Below are 19,493 nucleotides of genomic sequence, written 5' to 3' on the forward strand. Positions count from 1 at the left end.
ATTTCTGTTGATAAAGAATTTATTGGTATTCTCCAATTATTTAATAGTAATTGTGGCTTTGATAATAACGACAAAGAATTAGTCCAAACTATGGCTGTGTTTTTGGCAAACCAAATGAAGGTTATCCGAACTTTAGATGAAGAACATGGCGCTATAGAAAAATATGGTTCTATTATTAACATTTTGAATGATGGAATTATAATTTTTGACGAAAATAAAAATATAATTATGGAAAACCCAGCAGCTAGAGACTTTTTTTCTTTGAACCAAGTTAAAAAGAATATTCTTATTAATGACTTAATAACAAATAGAAAGTTTTCGACAATCAATTTAGTTTTGTTTAAACCAGAAAGATTAGTTTTAAACGGGAAAATAGACGAATTGCCTGAGTTAAATAATGGTAACAAAACCTATATTCTTATTTTAAGAAATATTACCGAGTCAAAGCGTAAAGAAAGAGAAAAGTCTGAACTTTTCTTTTTAACTGCGACAACAATGCATAATGAAATTAGTAGCATACTAAGAAAAGCTAAAAATGACCCTAAAATAATGTCTGAAAATGTATTAAATACTATCAACTTTTGTTTCTTATTACTGAATAAGTTGATCTATCATGCCGAAATGGATTCTGGACCATTACGTTTATTTAAAAAGCCAGTAAAAGCAAGCGAACTAGTTAGCAAAGTATTAGAAGCAAGAAATGCTAATTTAAAAGAAAATAAAGTAACCATTTCCTCGAAACTTGTTGAATCAGAGCAACGAATTTTCATGGATTCCGCAAAAATTGAATTATCTCTTAATCTTCTCTTTGATTTTCTACTATCTAAAAACAACAAATGTAATAGCCTATTAATCGAAAGTCAATTTGATGAGGATAGATTTGTGGTCAGGCTTGTCCAGGTAGGATATTTTTATAATACAATGGATTTATATGAACTAACAAAACCAAATTTACAGGTAGAAAGATTTATGATGAGTGACCAAGAAGTTGGAGAGCTTAATCTCGAATTATCCTATGTAAAACATATCTTAATATCCCATGGCGGAGATTTTGCTATTAGTAACGAACAAGAAGGAACAAGGTTTAGCCTGATCATTCCTTTTCAGGAGATAACTTAAATGGAAAAACAAGAACTACATATACAGATACCTTGTGAGCTAAGACAGGTAAAGAATGTCAGACAAATCATGAATGAATTTTGCAAGGATCTTAATTTTTCTAAGGAAGACGTTTTGAATTTAGAAATAGCTTTAAATGAAGGATTAAGTAATGCCATTGAACATGGCTCTTTTGCTAACAAAAAGAAGCATGTGGATATCGAGTTTAACGTTGAAGGACGCTCTTTTTTCATTAAGATAAAGGATTATGGAGGAAAAGAGTTTAATCCTGAATTTTTCGAAAGGATTAGCCTTAAAAAGGATTGGGGCCATGGTGGCCGTGGGATTTATTTAATGAAATCGATAATGGATGAATTGTCCTATATTTTCCTTCCTAATCAGTATACTTTGCTGTATATGAGCAAAAAAATACCCAAAGAAAATTAATGGCTATTAAAAAATGCAAAAGATGCAAGTTTTTTTATATTACTTGGGATAGTAAATTTCCTTATGGATGCAAAGCCTTAGGGTTTAAAAGCAAAAAATATCCTTGTGACGAAGTAAGACAAAGCTCCTCGATGGAATGCCAATACTTTCAAGAGTCAACTAAGCAAGACTAAATAATTATTTTTTAACAGCTAATCTTTCAATAATAACAATGGTTAGAATACCAGTAATCATTAATAAAACAGCCATCATAACCTCTGGAGTGAAAGCTGAGGGAATTAGCCACTTATAGCTATGTGCCTCTTGTATTTTCCAAGGCCATAAGGTTAGAAGCGAACCAGCTACAAATCCAGTTAGTGTTCCGATTGTTATATCATGATATTTTTTCAGTACTACTGAAAGTAGATTGGAAAAGAAAATCAACCCTACTCCAGCTCCAATAACTACTGGTAACAAAACTATTAAGTTAAGCTGATTAACAGCATTTAAAATAAGTTGATAGTTCCCCATAAGAATAAGTACAAAAGAACCAGATATTCCAGGTAGTATCATTGAAGCTGCGGCTACAATACCACAGAGCAATAAATAAAAAATGTTAGGATTAGGTGAAGAAGGAACTCCAAAGGCAATTATAACAGCAATCGATGTTCCCAAGAGCATAAAAAATAATGTCATTAAAGACGTTTTCTTTATTTGCGAAGAAACAAGAAAAACAGAGGCTAAGATAAGACCAAAAAAATAAGACCAAGTTAAGATTGGGTAGTTAATAAAAAAATAATCTAGAATTTTTGCTAAAGTTAAAATACCAACAATAACGCCTAAACCTAACGGCAGTAGTAACTTAAAATCTAATCTATTAAAAACTTCAGTAAAATTACCTTTTAAAAAAGCCTTAATCGTAACAAAATCAATATTCTTAAGAGCATTAATTAGCCTTTGAAAAACACCAGTAATTAAAGCAATAGTTCCCCCAGAAACACCCGGAATAACGTTTGCCATACCAATACCCATTCCTATTAAAACTAGGTTTAAAAATTCTTTCATTGTATTAGTTAAAATATACCAGAATTTAAAAATTCTTCGTTACTAGAAGTATGTTTTAGAAGTTTAATCAATTCTTCAATAGCTGTTTCTGAATCAATGTTTTTTCTTAATAAGAAGATTTTTTTTAGGTCTTCTTCATTCATTAACAATTCTTCTTTTCTAGTTCCAGAAGCAATAATATCAATAGCAGGATAAATTCTTCTGTTGGCCATTTTTCTATCTAAATGAAGCTCCATGTTTCCTGTTCCTTTGAACTCTTCATAGATAACATCATCCATACGAGAACCAGTATCTACCAATGCAGTAGCTAAGATAGTCAGGCTTCCTCCATTTTCAATCTGTCTTGCTCCACCAAAAAATCTCTTTGGTTTATGCAGAGAACTTGGGTCAAGTCCACCGGAAAGCGTTCTACCGCTTGGTGGAACAACGAGGTTATAAGCCCTAGCAAGACGTGTAATGCTATCAAGCAATACAACTACGTCTTCACCACACTCAACTAGCCTTCTAGCGCTTTCTAATACTAACTCAGCAACACGCACATGTCTTTCAGGTGGCTCATCAAAAGTAGAGCTGATTACTTCGCCCTTAATGCTTCTGGCCATATCTGTAACTTCTTCAGGTCTTTCATCTACTAGTAATACTTTAATGATTACTTCTGGATTGTTTTTTGTAATGCTATTAGCAATGTCTTTTAGAATAGTTGTTTTACCAGCTTTGGGAGGAGAAACGATAAGGCCCCTTTGTCCTTTTCCAATAGGAGAAATTAAATCCATAATCCTACCAGAAATAGATTTTGCATCTGTTTCCATCCTTAGCATCGTGTGTGGATAGATTGGTGTTAAGTTGGTAAATAAGGATCTTTTTTTAGCTAATTCAGGATCTCTATTATTTATAGCTTCAACTCTTATCAGGCTATAATAACGTTCGCCTTCCTTGGGTGGTCTAACTTGGCCACTAACATAGTCTCCAGTATTAAGCATAAATCTTCTTATTTGAGTTTGTGAAACGTAAATATCATCTTCGCTGGGTAAATAATTACTAATTCTTAAAAAGCCATAACCTTCTTGGAGTATTTCTAAAACACCAGCTGCAAACACAAAACCATTGTTTTTGGTATTAGCTTCAAGTATTTTAAAAATAATGTCGTTTTTTGCCAAAATACGATAATTTTCAATGCTAAACTTTTCAGCTACTTCATATAAATCCTTAAGCTCCATTTGTTGAAGTTGGAGGATGTTTATACTAAATTCTGGGTTAAATTCTTCTGGATTAAATTCTTCGTTGTTTTCTTGCATTTTGATTGGTCTTGGTTTGTTGTTTGTGTATCTTTTTTTGTAGTTATTAGGTCTTTTTTCCTGTTTATCATTATTGTCCATTTTTGCCTCCTGGTTATTTGGAAAGATTTAAGTTAATTGAGTCAAAGTTCTGTAAAATACAAAGCTAAGACTGGTTTACCAGGGCGAAGTTCTGTTTTTGAACTAAGCCTGGTGCCGAAGGCCGGAATCGAACCGGCACGGGAGCATGTCCCATTGGTTTTTGAGACCAACGCGTCTACCAATTCCGCCACTTCGGCAACTTATTTAATCTTAAAGAAATCTTTGTAATTTTTCTTTTAAGTGGTCTGGAATTTTTATTGGTTTGCCAATTTCATTTATAACTACCAGTTTTGTGAAAGCCCTGGCAATAATCTTTTCGGTAATATTATCTTTAACCGAATAATAAAAGTCAAGTTTAATTTTATCTAAAACTATTTTTTCGATAGTAATTGTATATGTTTTGTCAAATTCAGCTGACGATAAATATTCTATTTCGGCTTTTCTGACAACAATAAAAATACCTTCATCTTCTAACTTGGCATAGGAAATACCAAGCGATCTCAAAAACTCTGTCCTTGTCATGTCTAGCCAAACTAAATAGTTTGAATGATATACTCGTCCGCCTTTATCGGTTTCATTGTAGCGAACTTTTATATTGTTTGAGAACAAGCTTATTCCTCTGTAAAGGTGCCTAGTTTACGAAAACGGTCATATCTTTGGTTAGTTAGTTCTTCTGCTCCGAACTTTTCATACTTTGTAAGCTCTTTTTTCAGAAAAGCTCGCACTTTTGTAAAAACTTTTTTATGATTTGTATGTGCGCCTTCAAGCGGCTCCTCAATTATTGTATCAATAATTCCTAGTTCTTTTAGTTTTGCGCTTGTTAGTCCCAAATTTGCGGCTGCTAACGAAGCCATACCAGCGTCTCTCCACAATATCGCTGCGCACCCTTCAGGAGAAATAACAGAATAAATAGAATAAGTAAGCATAGCAACAGTGTTTCCTATGGCAATTCCTAGTGCTCCACCACTTCCGCCTTCACCAATAATAATTGAAACAATCGGAACAGTTATGCCAATCATTTCTTGTAAATTCATGGCTATGGCTTCGGCAACTCCTCTTTCCTCGCTGGCTAAACCTGGATACGCACCAGGAGTATCTATTAATGTAATTATTGGAATACTAAATTTTTCAGCAAAACGCATTAGTCTTAAGGCTTTTCTGTAGCCTTCAGGCTGTGGCATGCCAAAGTTTCTATAAATATTTTCTTTAGTTGTTTTGCCTTGTTGTTGAGCAATAATCATCACTGGCTTGCCTTCAAACTTAGCAAGACCACCGATTAAAGCGTGATCATCACCAAAAGATCTGTCGCCATGTAGCTCAATAAAGTCTTCAAAAACATTTTCGAGGTAATCAGAAGAAACTGGTCTTTGTGGATGTCTGGATAATTTTACGATATTAATGGGCTCTAAGTTTTCATAAATTTTTTTTCTAAGTTGTTCAGCTTTTTCACTTAATAGTGCAATGTCTTTTGTCATATCTAATTCTTCTTCGTCAGATAACGCTTGTAACTCTTCAATTTTTTTATATAAATCAATAATTGGTTTTTCGAAATCAAGATAATTAGAGCATGCCATTATTCTTCCTCCGTTACAAGTTGCTTTTTATAAAAAGCAGTTGTTTCAATGATATTAGAAATAAAGCATTTCATTTCGTTCCTAGGTAATATATGGTCTATCATTCCATGCTCTTGTAAATACTCGCTTCTTTGGAAGTCTTTTGGTAGCTTTTGCTTAATGGTTTGCTCAATAACTCTGGCACCGGCAAAACCGATTAGCGCGTTTGGTTCAGAAATATTTAAATCACCAAGCATAGAAAAAGAAGCAGTAGTTCCTCCTGTTGTAGGATCAAGAAGCACAGAGATAAATAGTAGTTTTTGTTGTTTGTGTCTATATATGGCAGCAGATGTTTTTGCCATTTGCATCAGCGAATTCATCCCTTCTTGCATCCTAGCTCCACCAGAAGAAGACATAATAATAACTGGCAATTGTTTCTTCGTTGCTAATTCAATGACTCTTGTTATTTTTTCTCCAACTACGGAGCCCATACTGCCTCCCATATAACCAAAATCCATAATACCTATAGCAATATCAGTTCCATTGATTTTAGCTTCTCCAGTAATAACGGCATCATTGAGACCAGTTTTTTTCTTGGCTTCAATGATTCTATCTTTATAGGATTTGATGTCGGAAAATTCTAAAGAGTCAGCAGGAGAAAGGTTTTTGTCGATTTCAATGAAAGAACCCTCGTCTACTGTAATGCTTAACCTCTCATGACAAGTTAATCTATAGTGATGGGAACACTTGGGACAAACCTTCAGGTTTTGCTCAAAATCTTTACTATATAGTGTTTCGCCACACGCAATACACTTAATCCAGAGATTTCCTGGAATATCTAGCTTAGATGTTTCAATCTTACATGCGCTATTTTTAGTAGCAAACCATTCTAGGATAGACATATCGTGCATCATGATATAACGAAACCCTTGGAACTGTCAAAATAATTATCCATCTTTGTATCGTGGTGATTCTTGGCTAATATAAGTAAATAATGTTCAATAGCTCACTGGTTCACTGGTTCAATGGGTTATTGGTAAATAGTTAACAAAGGGGAAGCGATCGCTGGTTTAAGGTTTAATGGACTAGAGATTTGGAAACTAAATTAATTTAGTATGGTCTAAAGTACTGCATGATTCTAAAATATCTAGGGGGCAATACATAAAAAATGAAGATTCTTAGCTGGGGGCAAAATGATTAAAAAATTAATAAAAACATTTTTATTGTTTTCATTATTAAGTGTTTCTTTTTCTCAACTATATATTGAAAGTAGCCTACCTGCTAGCCAGAGACCAAAAGTTTTGCCTATTGGTGGTAAGGATATTGTAATTTATCGTTTTGTTGTAAGTGGTCATGTTGATGATGAATGGAAGACTATGGTTTTTGGGAATTTAAACCCAAGCACTCTGTCACAATGGTTTAAATTTAAGATATGTGAAGATTTAGATGATAATGGTTTTCTTTCTGATTCTGAAAAAAACTCTATAAAGAATGAGGTTGATGCAACAATATATGGTACAAGTGCAATTACTATTAATACTTTATCTGAGCATATAAGTCCGAGCGCAGCATATTTTATTGTTGTTGATGTTGCAACAACTGCCAATGATGGAGCCATTGTTCAGTTAACCCCAAATGCTTTTTATGACAACCTTGAAGTTGCGGCAATACTGAGTAGTAATGTTGTTGGTTACACCTATAAGTTGGCAAAACTTTATACATCTATTGCGTTAGGAGTAACGACGAACTATTTTCCGGCTGATAGCGAGATAGATTTATTTAATGTTCAATTGAGGTTAAGTGAAGATTCAAGATGTCTTGTAACTTTTGATTTGGATATAAACTATCCTAACGCTGGAGAAGGCATTGGAGAAATACGAATATATAGAGATGGTTATTCTTCGCCACTTGTTACAGCAGAGGTAATGGCAAGTGATAGCTTTTTATTGGCTTTGCCTTATGCAGATAATAATCTAGTTAAAACAACTACAAAGAACTTTTATATTCGTTATTATAATGATTCTTATGGTGATACTGGGATAAGCTTTAACATAAAAATTAATGGCATAACAGGTGCTGATTTGACTAATGGTGCCAAAGGTTATCCATATTCTATGTTAGAAGAATACAACACAATGAATGTAAAAATATCAGGGTTATACCCTACTGTGACGTCTATTTTTCCTGCAGATAATACTGTTGCTGGTGGTGAAATATCCGTATTTAGTATACACGCTAATTCCTATTATGTAGGTAGCACTCTGAATACGATTGAGCTAATAGCAAATGGTGACTTTGGCTTTAATAATATTGCCTCAGATGATGTTATTCTTAATGTTTTTGTATATACAGACAAAGGAACAATCGGAGCTTATGATGCTCTAGATATTAAAATTGCAACTTATTCTGTAGGTTACTATGACATTATAGATATTGATACTATTCGGATTACAATTGATCAATCGATTTCAAATTTCTTTACAGCTGGAAGCAGTTTGAACCTTATTATTAGATATGAGTTGCCAACAAACATTCAAGAAACAAGTCTGTTGAGAACGATGATTACTAATATGACCTATACATCGGCTGAAGGAGGAGTTCGTAGCTTGGAAACGTTGTTTGAAAATGATAATTATAATGACCTTTATACAGCTAAAGCTGGAATTGTTAGCATGGCCGGAAGTTTTATAACAAAGGATGTTGATATTATATTCCCAAAAGGTGGAGGGAAAAAGCAAATTGCTTATTTTGATTTTTCATATATCGGTTCTCTTTCTGTTACCTCTTATAATCCTGTCTATGTAGAAGACTTTATATTTAAAAATAATGGTAGCCTCCCTATAAATTTTTTAGAGTTTTCGCTTATATCAGATGCTAATAGTAATAAGATTTTGGACTCCACTGATCTGCCAATAGTTGGAGAAGAGGTATTAATCCATCATTATGATACGGTTAACAATATCGTTACATTTAATTACCCACATATTCAGTTGCTTTTAAATGATGCAAATAAGGGATATTTTCTAATGTTGAATATACCATCTTCTTCAGATGCTGGTAAGGATATTATTAACTTAGAATTAATCGATGTTTTGTATTATGAAAGACATATTTCACCTGATTCTGTGCAAAGTGTTTATCTGACTGAAAATTATTCTGATGAGACAAAAATATCTATATCAGTTTCTACATTATTGATGAAACAAGATAAGTTTACTTCTTTTGCTATTCCTTACAGAAAAGATAAGACCTATAATTTAGCAACATTTTCTATTACTTCTGTTGAGGAACTTTGTAATACTGTTAATTTTGTATTAGATATGCAATCAGTTTTTGCTCAGGAAATTGGAACAATAAATATAAAAAAGTCATATATTGGTGATCCCAATAATAAAGAATTCAATCTTGTTACTTTTAATTTTCTTAAAGGACAAAAACAAATAACTGATACACTCTCTTATACGAGTTATGACCATTTAGGGATTACTAGACAGTATCGAGTAATATTTGATCCCAATGAAAACGTAAACGCTGGAATAACATTAGATTTGGTAATTAAAAACATAGTTGGTAAGGGAGATATTAGTAAATATGATATGAATTGTTTTAGTGAAGATATCACCATTAATCTCGGGTTATCTGGGCTAAAAGTGACATTAGATTCTGCAATAGTTAGTGGCACCTACGCTGAGATGATGGATATTCCAATTTTTAGGGTGGATTATCAATCTTTTTTTGACAATATAACATTAAATGGAATAAACCTTAACGTTGCCACACTTAATAATTTTACATTCACATCTTCAGGTGGAAACAGGGTAAAAGAAGTGTCTGTTTACAGGGATAATAATGACAATAAGATATGGGATAACAATGATAGTTTATTATTCCTGTACACGATTGGTGCAGATAAAGTAAATGAGCTGTATTTAACCTTAAATCAATTAGCTATTAGCGCTAATAGCAACTCTGTTCTATTCATTGTTTATAACCTTTTTAATGGCTCAACAATAGCGAATCAGATTTCTGTTAGGAATTATATAGATAAATTTTATTATACTCACTCATTAGATACTCAAGTAATAACCGTAAATAAGTCGTACTTTCAGGATATTATGTTATCAGCAGTAAATTATTTTTTTACACCAGGAAGTGACCTTTTCTCAACCCTTAACTATGATGGAGCCTATGATGTCCCTATTTTGAGCTTTGGATTAAAAAGCACAGATAGAAACAATCTTACTAGCTACAATATTTTTTTAGAAACAAATAAAAATCTATATTCAAATAATGATTCTGGTATTAGGTCCGTAATGCTTATAGAGGATGTCGATAATAATAATACCTATTCTTCATCTGATGTAATAATGAGCGTTGTAAATGATTTTTCTAATACTTCGACAAGAGTTACTTTGAATATAAGAAATGTTAGTTTTATCTCTAAAAATTACGTAATTTTATATTCATTTGGACAAAAAATTAGCAATTTGTCTAATATTGCTGAAGAAAGATTAAAACCTAAAGTATATGCAGTCGAACCGACTACACTTAATAAAACTGCTGGACTCTTCCCCTACCCACGAAATACCAGATACATGTCTTTTGTTTCTCAGGGATTAAACGTTGAATTATTATCTATAACACCAAATAATTGGACAACAGGAGATTTAAAGATTCAACTAAGACTTACTAATGGCAATGCTGCGCAAATTACAGTAAATTCCCTTTATCCTCAGTTTTATGAAGGTAGCGAGTCTAGATTGAATGTAACTTATTTGTATAACATCTCCTCAACTATGAATTTCCCTGTAACATTTAATGCTGGTGAACAAAAAGATATTTCCTTTACTATTTCAACTGATACTGAGTTTAAAAGAGACAACTTACTCATTGACGCTTTTGTTGACTACAATTACGACGGACAATCAATTAGAGTGCAACGCAGAGATTTGTTAAGTGGCTGGGAAAAAGTACTTACTACTGATAAATCTTTGAATGTAGATATTACTGAAAAAGCTATTTTTTATTTAGATTACCCCAACTATATAGAACGAATTATTCGTTCAAAAAGTGGTTTAGCCTTTCTCAATGGTGACATAATTGATAATGAATATTTAATTTTTCATATCAAGGATAGTATTGCTAATTTAGACATTAGTAAGATAAAAATAATTCTTGATGGTGTTGCCCTTAACATGTATTCTACTGAACCCAGTTATAGATATGATTCTCAAAGTAATTCTATAAAAGTTGGTGATAATTTTGGTAAAGGAGACCATTCCTTAAAATTAACATTATATGACAACGCTGGGAACATGTATCCAGAAGCAAATATTGCTTTTTCGGTTTATGACTCTGAGCAATTTTATATTAAAGATTTCTTAGTTTATCCTAGCAAAAAATCACAAAATAGTTTCTCTGCATCACCGTTAAAAATTGGGTTTAAATTAAGCAAATCCTGTGAGGTTCGTTTGTATTTATTTAATTCCAGAGGTGAAAACGTATGGACAGATAGTTATGATGCTTCGCTCAAGGACAATTATTATCAACTGAGAGACTTTAATGGCATTCTTGATAATGGAACCCTAATTCCTCAAGGCATGTACATTTTGAAAGCAATTATTATTGAGAATGGAAAGAAAATAGATGCAAAAACGACTACTAAATTTATTATTAATTAGCTTTTTTATCGGGCTAATTTTTGCTGAAGGATATGACATTTCTAAGGGAAGATATTATCCTGAAGTGTCTGCTCTTGGTAGTACAGGTGTTGCTGGTTTTTCTATTCCCAATGCTATTCAGCTTAATCCCGCAAATATTGCACATTATAATGGTTGGAACAATTATTGGTATGGCGCTAACTTCGAAAATGCTCTGTCTCACAATGATTTCACGATGTCCTTTCAACTTTATGATCTAGGTTTAGGCTTTTCCTACATAAGTCAAAAGCTAGCAGATATACCTTACACAGACTTAATCAAAGGTAGAATTAGACAAAATGGTAGTTTTAGCGAATATATCACTCAAACTCAACTACATACTGCAATGAAATTAACTAATTTGTTTCTATTTAAAGAAATTGATTTAGGAGCGACGATTGGTCTCCAGCAGTATTCGTTTATGTCAGGACAAGATATGTTTGTACGATTTGGTACAGTTTTTTCTTTAGATTTAGTCCCTGATGTTTATTTTGGATGCGTGCTGAATGATAGCTCTGAAAAGCATCCTCTTATTTATGGGCTACAATATCGCCAACCTGATTATAAGGTTTTTGTTGATAATGGCGATAAAGGGCTTGCTGTAGGAGGAGAATATTCTCTAAACCAAAGTTTGTTGGCCAGAGGTGGACTAGATACTGACTTTTTTAATTTAGGGCTAGGTTTAAAATACGAGAAACTTTATTTCTTTGGCAAAGACGACATGGGAATTAATTTTGACTACACGCTACAAATACCCCTCAATAAATATCCTTTTGAATCGCAACATCTTTTTGGCATAACTGTACGAGAGCAAGACAAGCTCCCAGTCCCCTTTTTATATGAATATCCTCCCTTTACAAACAAAAAGTTCGCTAATGTTATCGGCTGGAGTTTAACAAATACTAATGTCCAAATTTTTTATAAAGATATCTTGATTGATATGGTTAAGACTAATGCTAATGGTTATTGGGAGGCCAAATTACCTTTAAGCTTAGAAGTAAATGATTTCTATTTTAAGGCGATTCAAAAAGGACCAAGAAAAGAAAGTTTACCTTCCAAGAAATATAGAATTATTGTAGACCAAATTCCTCCTGATTTTAGGTTTGAAGCTTTTGTTAAAGCTGGGATGGTAACTTTGGATGTCTATCCGAACGAAGTTTTAGCTAATCCCCCATTTTTTGTAAATTTAAGCCGTTCAACATTTTTTAATACAAACAAATACTCTATTGAGGCTGAATTAGAAAGTGTTTTTGATAGTTTTACTGTGAGACTGCAAGATAATGCTAAAAACGAAGCTATTCTAACGATTGAAGAGCCTTTTATAAACTTTTCAGCTCCACAACAGAGCATGGTGGTTACTTACAAAGACAAACATCAATTTGTGGGTAGCGCAGGAATCTATCATAATCTTAAAGTAAAAAACCCTCGCAATTCCTTTGCTGAGGATATTCCCCTAGTTGGGAAAAGGGTTACTGTCTTCAAGCCCATCGTTCCTCTTGAATATGGGATTAATCAGATAATTTTTACTGATGAAATTCCAAAAGGAAAAATTAATTATAGTTTTTCTGTATTTAGACTGTTTAATTACAAAGATATTGAAAACAAAGAGGCTGATTTGTTAGCTACTTGTTTTGTTTTACCAAGAGAAGATTTGTTTGAACCTTTAAAAAGATTAAGACAATATGAAGTTATAAAATGGGTGATGTCATTATGGAATACAACGAGTGTTTTCTCTGCTAAAAGCTTAACCTTTGATGAAGCCTATAACTTAGCTTTAAAAGCCAGACTAATTAAAAGCAGAGAGGATATGCGTTATTTAAATAGAGGAGAAGCCATGGACATAATTTCCAGAGCGTTTAATTATCCAATCTATAATTCTAAGATTACACCTAAGTATTTTGAGAATGTTAACCAAGATCATCCATATATTAAAGCTATCAACTACTTTGTAGAAAATGGATTTATTGACATCAAAGGTAGATATTATGATCCTGATGTAATTATAACTAGACAAGAGTTATTAGGCTGGTTAACAAAGAGTTCATATTTTCTGAAGATTAAAAGAGAACTTGAAGAATAAAAGGTTTATTTGTTTATGCGACTACGTCGCTGTTTAAGTGTTTACTGACTCAATACAATTTGTTTGGTTATAAAAATTCTATTCTTAGTCATTCCCGCGTAGGCGGGAATCCACTTATTGCTCTTTATTTTTTTATTAAGGAATATCAAATTAAATGAATACTAGATTCCCGCCTAACGCTAAGCTAGACCTTCGGTACCGCGGGAATGACAACGAAACTTAGTTTTTAGCCTAAGTATTTTTGAAGCTTTTCTTCCCAAGCATCTAAATCAATAGGTTTTGTAACTATTTCCACTATTCCACTATTTAAGCCTCTTTTGACGTCTTCTAGTCCAGCCCATGCAGTATATCCAATAATAGGTATATTCTCTGTTTTTGGATTAGCTTTGATTCTTTTAGCAGCTTCCCAGCCGTTCATCCCAGGCATTTTATAGTCCATGATAATTAAATCAGGGATTATTTGCTCAGCTTTTACAATGGATTCCTCGCCACTGTAGGCTTTTTCAATAATAATATTATGAAGAATACTGAAAGATATTTCTAAAACGTCTATTAAGGTTTGATCATCATCAACAATTAGTACGGTTTTTCTTGTTTCCATTAAATTCTCCTAAATTGTATATATAATATAATAACCGAATACTATACTTTATTACAATAATTGGCAAATTAAGTTTATTAATTTACAATTTAACTAAACAAGCGTTAGGGGGAAACAATGAATTTACTGGATTACGTGCGAGATATTCAAGATTTTCCTAAAAAAGGAATTGTATTTAAAGATATAACTCCGCTTATTAAAGACAGTGACGCCTTCAAACATTCAATTGAATTATTGGAGAATAAATTGCAAGATATTGATTTCGATTATATTGTAGCAGTTGAATCCAGAGGTTTTATTTTTGGAGCTGCATTAGCTTTGCAGATGGGTAAAGGGATTATTCCTGTTAGAAAGAAAGGGAAATTACCAGCTGAAACAATTTCCATTCAGTATGATTTGGAATATGGGACAGACTCACTTGAGTTACACAAAGACGCATTAATGAAAACTGATAAAGTTATTATAATTGATGACCTTCTAGCTACAGGGGGAACAGTGTCAGCCGTAGAAAAATTAATAGCTCAAACTGGTGCAGAAATTGTAGCTGATGTTTTTGTTGTGAATCTGGCTTTTTTAAATGGTATAAAGAAATTATCAGCTAAAAAAGTCATCCAATTGTTAGAGTTTTAATAATGAAAATAGCAGTTTTTTCAGATATACATGGAAATGTTGAGGCCTTAGATTTAATAAAAAATAATGTATATCCTAAGGTTGATGAGCTTTGGTTTTTAGGTGACTTATACTTTGATTACAAAAACAATGAGGATACTCCTAAAAATCGCCAAATATTATATAAATGGTTTACAGAAGCTAGCAAAAACAAATTAAAAATTATTATTAGTGGTAATTGCGACAATAGAGAAACAACGAACAATGAATTTTTTAACAAAGAAAGTAAACTTGTAAAGGAAGTTTGTGGTTTAAAATTTTTATTAGAACATGGGCATCAATTAAAAGAAGAGAGTAAAGAAAAAGAATTAGCTGAATTTAATTGTGATGTGTTGCTATCTGGACATACTCATCTTGGGAAAATTCAGATTGAAAAGGATAAAATGTATTTAAACCCTGGCTCTGTCTCCTTTCCTCGTGATGAGCTTAATATTCCAACCTATTTATTAATTAATGAAGAGGAAAAAACTATCTCGCTTAGAAGCGTAGATGAAAATGAATTAATAGAAGAAATTACTATATATTAACTTTTTGTACGTAAACTAAACTCTGTTATAATAATTCTATGACAAATTTACTTCTTTTAGCCTTAGGTGGAGCGATCGGAACCTTATGTAGATACTTTTTTTATTCTCTTCAAATTAGCAACACTGGATTTCAATTTAGTACCCTCTTTGTAAATTTAGTAGGTTCTTTTTTAATAGGATTATTTGCTGTAATTTTCATCAACCTTAATACTCCAAATTCAATTAGACTTTTTTTGACGATAGGAGTTTTAGGCGGGTTTACAACATTCTCGTCCTTCAGTTTAGAAAACATGTTTTTATTACAAAACGGGAAATATCTTTTAGCACTTACTAATGTGCTAATTAGTACTATATTTGGGATACTTTTAGCTTTTCTAGGGTTTTGGCTAGGTAAACTATTTTTTTAAATATTAAGGTTATTTTTTCCGACTAGTTAAATAGCTTGCATAAGCATTTCTAATAGTTTAAACTTGGCTATATGGTTAGTTAACATTAACTAACATTGTTTCAAAATAAAAGGAGTAAATTATGGAAGAAGTACTCAGTAGTCGTCAGCGAGAAATTGTAGATAAGGCTATTGCCTTGATAGCAGAAAAAGGAATTCAAAACCTAACAATTAAAAACTTAGCACAGAAAATGGGATTTTCTGAACCTGCTATTTATCGTCATTTCCCAGGAAAAACAGAAATATTATTAGCAATAATCGAACTGTTCGAAGAAAAACGTAGCCAATCAATGGACCAGAATTTAGCAACCAGCTCATTTTCTGAGAGCCTAAAACATTTACTATCAAAGCATATCCAGTTGTTTGCCAAAAATCCCACATATGCGACAGTTATTTTTTCAGAGGAATTGTTTATGAATGAACCTGAATTATTGCAAAAAATGCAGTCGATCATGAATCATAACGAAGGAATAATTTTAAATTTAATTGAGAAAAACCAACAGAAGGGGGACATTCGTAAGGATATCGATAAGCATAGCTTAGCTCTAATCATCATGGGAGGAATGCGCTTAATAGTAAAAAGATGGGTTCTCTCTTGTTTTGCTTCTGAGTTAACTAAAGATGTAAACAATTTTCGTAAAACAATAGTCAAACTGTGCAAGGAGGAAAAGTAAATGGATAAAAAAATAATGAAAATGTTAAGGTGGCCTGCCCTTGTGCTAGTAATTATCGCGATTACTTCTGGAGTATTTTTTTCTGTTATGAAAAAAAATTCACGAATGGAAACAGACCTTGATAAATATATGCCCCAGTCCCACCCTGCTTTTATTTATAGCAATCAAGCAGAAGAATGGTTCGGGATTCAAGATGGAATAATTATTGCCATAGAAAATAAAGACGGAATCTACAATACCGACACCTTAACTAAGGTAAAAAATTTAACTAAAGAATTGCAAAAAATGAAAGAAATTGAAGCAAAAGACGTTAAATCTTTATATACTGCTGATAATATTTTAGGTACGGAAGAAGGTCTTGAGGTAAAACCATTTTTTAATAAAGTTCCTAACACAGCAGAAAAATTACAAGAACTACAAGCCGCTGTGCGAAGCAATGAAATGGTTTATGGTCGAATGGTATCTCAAAAAGAAGACGTAACAGTCATTATCGCTGAAATTAAAGATGATGTGTTTTCTCAGGAACTTTATCAACAAATCTTAGCTTTATCAGACAAATATGAAGGACCAGAAATTATTCATGTTGCTGGACGACCTATTGTAGAGGGCACAATGGCTCTACTAGGACCAAAAGACATGAAAAAAATGGTGCCCATTGTAATTATTGTTATTGTTAGTGTGTTAATTTTAGTTTTGAAAAGTTTTAGTGCTACTTTTTTTACTATGCTAGTTGTTATGCTTAGCACAGTTTGGGCTTTTGGATTAATGGCTATGGTAGGTATTCCCATTTATGCGGTTTCCACAATGATACCCGTAATGCTAATTGCTATTGGTGTGGCAGACGGCATACACCTGTATAACCATTTGCGGCTATTCTTGATTGACAACCCTAAAGCAACAAAAAAAGAAGCAGTGCAAGATCTTCTGACTAGTATGTGGAAACCGGTTGTTGTAACTTCTGTTACCACGGCTGTAGGATTTATTGCCTTGCTTTCTTCTCAAGTTTATCCCATTAAGTATTTTGGGATGTTTACAGCTTTTGGTGTTTTAGTAGCTATGGTTTTTTCTTTATTACTAATCCCTGCAGCAATTTTGACATTTGGGTTGCCTCGTTGGAACTTATCAAAAAAGAAGAAAATTGCTGCTTCTGAGACAGAAGGTTTTGCAACTATTTTCACTAAAAGTATTCTTCGTAAGAAAGGCTTAGTAATATTTCTCACAATGCTTATCCTTGCCTTATCATTGTTCGGGATTAGTAAAGTATGGATTAACTCTAGTTTCCTAGATAAATTTGAAAGAAATAGTGAAATTGTCTTAACTGACCAGTTCATCAATCAAAACTTTGGGGGAACTTCAGCAATCAATGTTATCTTGGATTCGCCCATTGAAAATGCTTTTAAAGACCCAGAAATACTCAGGGCAATTGATGAAATGCAGTTAGATGTTCAGGGCTCCTTAGCAGTTGTGGGGAACTCATTTTCTTTAGTGGACTATCTGAAAAGAATGAATAAAGTAATGCATGAAGACCAGGAACAATATAACGTAATTCCCAGTTCTACAGAGTTAATAGCTCAATATTTATTGCTTTATGAAATGTCTGGTGACCCTGAGAATCTCTGGAAAGTTACGAATTACCAGTTTAATAAATTAAATTTAACTTTTCAGATAAAAAGCGACAACTCCAAAGCCTTAAACAGTGTTCTGGATAAAGTAGAAATGCATAGATCTAAGCTGAAAGATTTGGGTGTTTCAATCCATTATGCAGGTTCTGGATATAAATCACTTGTCTTTGCAGATTTAATTTTAGAAGGACAAATTATTAGCGTAATCACTTCGTTGCTGATTGTTGTAGTCTTACTAGGATTGATGTTTAAAAGCTTCCTAATCGGTGTTATTGGAGCTGTTCCGATTATCGTGACAACCTTCGTTAGTTTTGGAATAATGGGGATTTTTAATATCCCCTTAAGTACCACTACTGCACTACTTTCTAGTATTGCTATTGGAATAGGAATTGATTATGCGGTTCATTTTCTTGAGCAATATCGGCATAATGCTAAAAGTTCTAATGATAAAGTACAGATTAGTATTAATACTATGAAACACTCTGGTCTAGCCATTTTATTTAATGCCGTGGTAGTTATTGCAGGGTTTCTAGTTTTATTGCGCTCAGTATTTCCACCTAATCGAGAACTAGGCGCGTTGGTCTCTATTAATATGTTTGTAAGTTTTGTTGGAACAGTGACGATTATGCTTGTTTTGTTGGTTGTATCAAATCTATTTATAAAGGAGAAAAAAAATGAACAAAATTAAATTAGGAGTGTTATTGGTACTGTGCGTAGCTTCTGTTGCAGTTTTTGCTAAGGAAATAACAGGGCTTAAGGTAATAGAAAATGTTTATAATAGACCAACAGCAAAAGACCAATCTTCGGATTTGACCATGACTTTGATCAATAGAAGAGGCGACTCTAGAATCAGAAAGATTAAGCAGTTTTTAAAAGTTTATGCCAATGAAGAAAAAAAGATTATGTTTTTTGTCTCACCTAGTGATGTAAAAAATACTTCCTTTATGAACATTAGCTATAACGATGAATCCAAGCCTGATGATCAATGGATTTTTTTACCAGCACTTAAAAAGGTAAAAAGAATTTCTAGTGAGAGTTCTAGTGATTCTTTTATGGGGTCAGATTTTACATATGACGACTTGGGAGAGAGGCATCCTAATGAAGATACCCACAAAATCCTTCGAACAGAAACTTTGCAAAATGAAGAATGTTTTGTTGTGGAGAGTATCCCCAAAGATAAAGAAGAACTTTATTCAAAAACAGTTACCTGGATAATTAAAGACAAATGGATTGGCTTAAAAAAAGAATTTTATGATGAAGACGAAGAACTTTTAAAAATGTTAACAAATGAGTCTTACAAAAAAGTGTCTAATTACTGGGTAATTGTAAATTCTACAATGGCAAATGTGCAAAGTGGTCATAGAACGGAAATGAAACTAGAGAACCTAGAATTAGATAAAGGAATTGAGGATGGGCAATTTAGTGAACGAATGATGAAAAGAGGACTTTAATGCTAAACAACAGAATTACTGCTTTTTTTATAATGTCGACGATTATGCTCTCTACAGTCTTTGCGTCTCCTGACATTTCTGGTTATTACAGAAACTACATTGGTGGTTTTATTAATGGAGATTATAGTATTATTCAAAATGCCTTAAATCTGAACATAGAATCCTCAGGGAGCAACTACGCGTTTAAAGTAAATCCTTATATCTATA

At 32.8% G+C, this 19,493-nt stretch carries 18 protein-coding genes and 1 tRNA gene; 12 read left to right on the forward strand and 7 right to left on the reverse strand.

Going from position 1 to position 19,493, the window contains the following annotated elements; all coding sequences use genetic code 11:
- The 3 genes from PHF25_04935 to PHF25_04945 form a co-directional block, all read left to right on the forward strand.
- Positions 1-1,119, forward strand: a 1,119-nt coding sequence (locus PHF25_04935) for a hypothetical protein (GenBank protein ID MDD4527366.1), incomplete at its 5' end; no start/stop codon positions are given.
- Complete coding sequence (locus PHF25_04940) at positions 1,120-1,545, forward strand: ATP-binding protein (GenBank protein MDD4527367.1); 426 nt, start codon at positions 1,120-1,122, stop codon at positions 1,543-1,545.
- A complete protein-coding gene (locus PHF25_04945) occupies positions 1,545-1,718 on the forward strand; it encodes a uracil-DNA glycosylase (GenBank protein ID MDD4527368.1) in 174 nt (57 codons plus the stop codon). Before PHF25_04940 ends, PHF25_04945 begins: the two co-directional genes overlap by 1 nt.
- A gap of 4 nt (positions 1,719-1,722) precedes the next feature.
- Here the strand turns inward: PHF25_04945 and PHF25_04950 are convergent, their stop codons facing one another.
- The 6 genes from PHF25_04950 to accD form a co-directional block, all read right to left on the reverse strand.
- Positions 1,723-2,589 carry a DUF368 domain-containing protein gene (locus PHF25_04950; GenBank protein MDD4527369.1) on the reverse strand — a complete coding sequence of 289 codons (867 nt, stop codon included), beginning with the start codon at positions 2,587-2,589 and terminating at the stop codon, positions 1,723-1,725.
- An 8-nt stretch (positions 2,590-2,597) separates the two neighbouring features.
- Complete coding sequence (rho, locus tag PHF25_04955; GenBank protein ID MDD4527370.1) at positions 2,598-3,830, reverse strand: transcription termination factor Rho; 1,233 nt, start codon at positions 3,828-3,830, stop codon at positions 2,598-2,600.
- A gap of 244 nt (positions 3,831-4,074) precedes the next feature.
- A tRNA-Leu gene (locus PHF25_04960) sits at positions 4,075-4,162 on the reverse strand.
- A 13-nt stretch (positions 4,163-4,175) separates the two neighbouring features.
- Positions 4,176-4,574 (reverse strand): thioesterase family protein, encoded by a 399-nt coding sequence (locus PHF25_04965; protein MDD4527371.1) that lies wholly within the window; start codon positions 4,572-4,574, stop codon positions 4,176-4,178.
- Positions 4,575-4,576: 2 nt separating this feature from the next.
- A complete protein-coding gene (locus PHF25_04970; GenBank protein MDD4527372.1) occupies positions 4,577-5,539 on the reverse strand; it encodes an acetyl-CoA carboxylase carboxyltransferase subunit alpha in 963 nt (320 codons plus the stop codon).
- Positions 5,539-6,420, reverse strand: coding sequence for an acetyl-CoA carboxylase, carboxyltransferase subunit beta (gene accD / locus PHF25_04975; protein MDD4527373.1), 882 nt, complete (start codon positions 6,418-6,420; stop codon positions 5,539-5,541). The genes PHF25_04970 and accD overlap by 1 nt, the downstream gene beginning before the upstream one ends.
- A gap of 291 nt (positions 6,421-6,711) precedes the next feature.
- On the opposite strand from accD, the gene PHF25_04980 reads away from it, so the two are divergent.
- Complete coding sequence (locus PHF25_04980) at positions 6,712-11,199, forward strand: hypothetical protein (GenBank protein MDD4527374.1); 4,488 nt, start codon at positions 6,712-6,714, stop codon at positions 11,197-11,199.
- Positions 11,165-13,297, forward strand: a complete 2,133-nt coding sequence (locus PHF25_04985) for a hypothetical protein (protein ID MDD4527375.1) — start codon at positions 11,165-11,167, stop codon at positions 13,295-13,297. The genes PHF25_04980 and PHF25_04985 overlap by 35 nt, the downstream gene beginning before the upstream one ends.
- A 226-nt stretch (positions 13,298-13,523) precedes the next feature.
- Here PHF25_04985 and PHF25_04990 read toward each other — a convergent pair whose 3' ends face one another.
- Complete coding sequence (locus tag PHF25_04990; protein MDD4527376.1) at positions 13,524-13,898, reverse strand: response regulator; 375 nt, start codon at positions 13,896-13,898, stop codon at positions 13,524-13,526.
- Between the two features lie 117 nt (positions 13,899-14,015).
- On the opposite strand from PHF25_04990, the gene PHF25_04995 reads away from it, so the two are divergent.
- The 7 genes from PHF25_04995 to PHF25_05025 all read left to right on the forward strand — a co-directional run.
- The gene (locus tag PHF25_04995; protein ID MDD4527377.1) at positions 14,016-14,528 is read left to right on the forward strand and encodes an adenine phosphoribosyltransferase; all 513 of its coding nucleotides are present in this window, start codon (positions 14,016-14,018) and stop codon (positions 14,526-14,528) included.
- A gap of 2 nt (positions 14,529-14,530) precedes the next feature.
- Positions 14,531-15,094, forward strand: a complete 564-nt coding sequence (locus tag PHF25_05000; GenBank protein ID MDD4527378.1) for a YfcE family phosphodiesterase — start codon at positions 14,531-14,533, stop codon at positions 15,092-15,094.
- A 38-nt stretch (positions 15,095-15,132) separates the two neighbouring features.
- A complete protein-coding gene (locus tag PHF25_05005) occupies positions 15,133-15,501 on the forward strand; it encodes a CrcB family protein (GenBank protein ID MDD4527379.1) in 369 nt (122 codons plus the stop codon).
- Between the two features lie 121 nt (positions 15,502-15,622).
- On the forward strand, positions 15,623-16,213 hold the full coding sequence (locus tag PHF25_05010) for a TetR/AcrR family transcriptional regulator (GenBank protein MDD4527380.1): 591 nt from the start codon (positions 15,623-15,625) through the stop codon (positions 16,211-16,213).
- A complete protein-coding gene (locus PHF25_05015; protein MDD4527381.1) occupies positions 16,214-18,523 on the forward strand; it encodes an MMPL family transporter in 2,310 nt (769 codons plus the stop codon).
- Positions 18,510-19,286 carry an outer membrane lipoprotein-sorting protein gene (locus PHF25_05020; GenBank protein MDD4527382.1) on the forward strand — a complete coding sequence of 259 codons (777 nt, stop codon included), beginning with the start codon at positions 18,510-18,512 and terminating at the stop codon, positions 19,284-19,286. Before PHF25_05015 ends, PHF25_05020 begins: the two co-directional genes overlap by 14 nt.
- Positions 19,286-19,493, forward strand: a 208-nt coding sequence (locus tag PHF25_05025; GenBank protein ID MDD4527383.1) for a hypothetical protein, incomplete at its 3' end; no start/stop codon positions are given. The genes PHF25_05020 and PHF25_05025, both read left to right, overlap by 1 nt.

The sequence above is a fragment of the Candidatus Margulisiibacteriota bacterium genome, from assembly GCA_028706105.1.
In the GTDB taxonomy this organism is placed as follows: domain Bacteria; phylum Margulisbacteria; class Riflemargulisbacteria; order GWF2-35-9; family DYQY01; genus DYQY01.